Genomic DNA, 3624 nt, shown 5'->3' with positions numbered 1-3624 from the left:
GCCAGTCCGCGCTGCTGGCCCGCGATCGTCGCGAACACGTCGCCGCCGGCCTGGTCGTCATCCTTGTCGCCGAACCCCTGGACGAGCTGCGACAACCAGCTCGGCTGCTTCTCCAGATAGACCGGGTGGACGCCGTCGGGCTTCAGCCCGGCGCGCCGCGCGGCCTCCGCGATCGCGTCGGACAGCGTGCCGAACCGGTCGACCAGCCCGAGCTGGCGCGCGGTGCCGCCGTCCCAGACGCGGCCCTGCCCGATCTGGTCGACGCGCGCCGGGGTCAGGTGGCGCGCGGCTGCGACGCGGCCGACGAACTGGCGGTAGCCGTTCTCGATATCGGCCTGCAGCATCGCGTCGAACGTCGCGTTGGTGCCGGCATAGATATCCGGCTGCCCCGACAGCGGCGTCGTCTTCACGCCGTCGGCGGTGACGCCGATCTTCGCCAGCGTCTTCTCGAAGGTAGGGATGATGCCGAAGATGCCGATCGAGCCGGTGATCGTGTTGGGCTCGGCGAAGATCGTGTCGCCGGCGGTCGACACCCAATAGCCGCCCGACGCGGCGAGCCCGCCCATCGACACGACGACGGGCAGCTTGGCCTTCTTGGCCTCAATGATCGCCAGCCGGATGCGCTCGGAGGCGAGCACGGAGCCGCCCGGCGAGTCGACGCGCACCACCAGCGCCTTCAGCTTCTGGTTGGCGAGCCCGTCCAGCATCGCCCGCGCGATCGTGTCGCCGGCGGCCGAGCCGGGGCCGGCCTTGCCGTCGACGATGTCGCCCGCGACCGTCAGCACGCCGATCGCGTCGCCGCCCGCCCGTTCCGGATGTGCGGCGATCCAGTCGGCATAGCGGATCTGATCGAACGCGCCGGCCAGCTTGACCCGGTCCTGCCCGGCGAATTGCGCGACGCGCGCGCCGAACGCGGTGCGGTCCCCCAGCCGGTCGACGATGCCGGCCCGCAGGTTCGCCTGCGCGATGTCGCCGCCGGTCGCCAGGATCGCCTTGTCGGGCGCGGCGAGGAACGCGTCGATCTGCGCCTTGGGCCGGGCGCGATGCACGCCCTCCTTCCATTGCGCGAAGATCGTGTTGAGCAGCGCGCCCTCGGCGGCGCGCGCGTCCGGGCTCGCGTCGGCGCGGATATAGGGCTCCACATAGCTCTTGTAGCGGCCGACCCGGTAGACGTGGGTGGTGATCCCCAGCTTGTCGATCAGCCCCTTGTAATAGAGCTGCGACCCGCCCGGCCCCGCGAAGATCGTGCCGCCCAGCGGATGCAGCCAGATCTCGGTCGCGTTGCTGGCGAGGCGGTAGCCCGCGTCGGTATAGGCGGTGGCATAGGCGAGCACGGGCTTGCCGCCGTCGCGGGCATGGCGCAGCGCGTCGCCAACCTCGGCGATCGCGGCCGGATAGCCGCCGCCGAACGCGTCCAGGTCGAGCACGATCGCCTTGACGCGAACGTCGGCGCGCGCGGCGTCGATCGCGCGGATCACGTCGCGCAGCCGGAACTGGTGGCCGACGCTCTGCCCGGACAGCGAGGCGGTGACGTCCTGGTCCGCCGGCTGCTCGACGATCGCGCCGTCCAGCTTGAGCACCAGCGCGCCGGGGGCGATCGGCTTGTTGCCCGGCCGCGCGGACAGGGCGGCGAACAGCCCCGCGAAGAACAGCAGCAACAGGAACAGCGCGAGCGCGTCCTTGATGCCCACCAGCAGCTTCCATGCGCCCTTGACCAGCTTCACCGGGATCTTCTCCTTCGTCACCCGACAGCTTAGCCCAAGGTGTCTGGCGCGAGCAATACGCCCAGGGTCATGGCCGGAGCTTATGATCGGGCGTCCGCGTTCATCCCGCCTATGGAGGAGCAAGCCATGCCCGATCTACCGCCCCGCATGCGCGCCGCGCGCCTGTCCCGCTTCGGCGAGGGCGGGCTCGCGGTCGAGCCGGCCGATATTCCGCAGGCGGTCGACGACGAGGTGCTGGTCCGCGTCCGGGCGGCGAGCATCAATCCGGTCGATATTAAGACCGCGCAGGGCCAGTTCCCGCCGGGGACGGCGGACGACCTGCCCCTCACGCTCGGGCGCGACGTCGCGGGGACGATCGAGGCGGTGGGCACCCGCGCGCACAACATGCTGAGCCACGGCGACCGGGTGTTCGCGCATATCGGCTTCGATCGCGGCGCGCAGGCGGAGTTCGTGGTGATCAAGGCGGTCGAGCTGGTCGCATTGCCCGCCGGCGTGAGCTTCGCGACGGGCGCGGGCGCCGGGCTGGCGGCGATGACCGCTTGGCAGGCGCTGTTCGACCAGGGCGGGCTCCAGCCGGGCGAGACGGTGCTGATCCACGGCGGCGCCGGCGGCGTCGGCCATCTCGCGGTGCAGTTCGCGCACGCGAAGGGCGCGCGCGTGATCGCGACGGCGGGGCCGGACGACCTCGATTTCGTGCGCGGGCTCGGGGCGGACGAGGCGATCGACCACAAGCGCGAGCGGTTCGAGGACCGGGTGCGCGGCGTCGATCTGGTGCTCGACCTGATCGGCGGCGAGACGGGCCGGCGCTCGCTCGCGGTGATCCGCGACGGCGGCCGGCTGGTCTCGACGCTGGAGCCGCCCGAGACGGCCGAGCGCGGCATCGGCGTCGCGCCGCACTGGATGGCGACGCCCAACGCGGCGCAGCTGGGCGAGATCGCGGACCTGCTGGCGGCCGGAACGGTCGCGGTGACGGTGAGCGAGACGTTCCCGCTCGACGAGGTGGTCGCCGCCTATGCGCGACAGGATGGCGGCGGGGTGCGGGGCAAGATCGTGCTGACCGTCTAGGCTCGTCACGATACCAGCCGCGCGTGACGCCGCGTGCCACTCCCCTTGCGGGAGCGGATCGACCGGGGCACCATGCCGCATGCACCGCTTCTTCCCCCTCGCCGCCCTGCTCGCCACCGCCGCCGCGCCGGCGCCGACCAGCATCCTCCTCCACCCCGCCGCCGTGTTCGATGGCGAAGCGCTGCATGCCGGCTGGTCGGTGCTCGTCACCGGCGACGAGATCGCCGCCGTCGGTCCGGCGGTCAGCGCGCCCGCCGGGGCGGAGACGATCGAGCTGCCCGGCGACACGCTGATCCCCGGGCTGATCGACGCGCACGTCCACCTGTTCCTCCATCCGTACAACGAGACGAACTGGAACGATCAGGTGCTCCACGAGCCGCTGGCGCTGCGCACCGCGCGCGCGGTGGCGGCGGCGCGCGCGACGCTCGCGGCGGGGTTCACCACCGTACGCGACCTCGGCACGGAGGGGGCGGGCAACGCCGATCAGGGGCTGAAGCTCGCGATCGAGGGCGGGATCGTGCCTGGGCCGCGCCTGCTCTCGTCCAACCGCGCGATCGTGGCGACCGGCTCCTATGGTCCGCGCGGCTATGCGTTCGATGTGCCGCAGGGCGCGGAAGAGGCGAGCGGCGACGGCGTGACGCAGGCGGCGCGGCACCAGATGGGCGAGGGCGCCGAGGTGGTGAAGCTCTACGCGGACTATCATTATTACGGCAACGCCGCGCCGTGGCAGAAGCTGGCGGTCACCGCCGGCGGCTCGACCCCGACCTTCACCATCGCCGAGATGGCGGGCGCGGTGGGGGCGGCGCACGACGCGGGCCGCCGCGTCGCCGCGCCC

The 3624-nt window shown here is 72.4% G+C and carries 3 protein-coding genes; 2 read left to right on the top strand and 1 reads right to left on the bottom strand.

Features of this window, described 5'->3' with window-relative positions; all coding sequences use genetic code 11:
- A partial coding sequence (gene sppA / locus HUU95_RS10910) for a signal peptide peptidase SppA (RefSeq protein WP_174280138.1) occupies window positions 1-1724 on the bottom strand: 1724 nt, incomplete at its 3' end.
- Window positions 1725-1850: 126 nt separating this feature from the next.
- Here sppA and HUU95_RS10905 point away from each other — a divergent pair.
- Both HUU95_RS10905 and HUU95_RS10900 read left to right on the top strand, forming a co-directional pair.
- Complete coding sequence (locus HUU95_RS10905; RefSeq protein ID WP_217429821.1) at window positions 1851-2789, top strand: NADP-dependent oxidoreductase; 939 nt, start codon at window positions 1851-1853, stop codon at window positions 2787-2789.
- 79 nt (window positions 2790-2868) lie between these two features.
- Window positions 2869-3624 (top strand): amidohydrolase family protein (locus HUU95_RS10900; protein WP_174280136.1); only part of this gene is annotated, 756 nt, incomplete at its 3' end.

Source organism: Sphingomonas bacterium (assembly GCF_903643065.1).
Classification (GTDB): Bacteria; Pseudomonadota; Alphaproteobacteria; order Sphingomonadales; family Sphingomonadaceae; genus Sphingomonas.
Note: the sequence above shows the minus strand (reverse complement) of the source record. Positions and strands in the feature narration are given on the sequence as shown.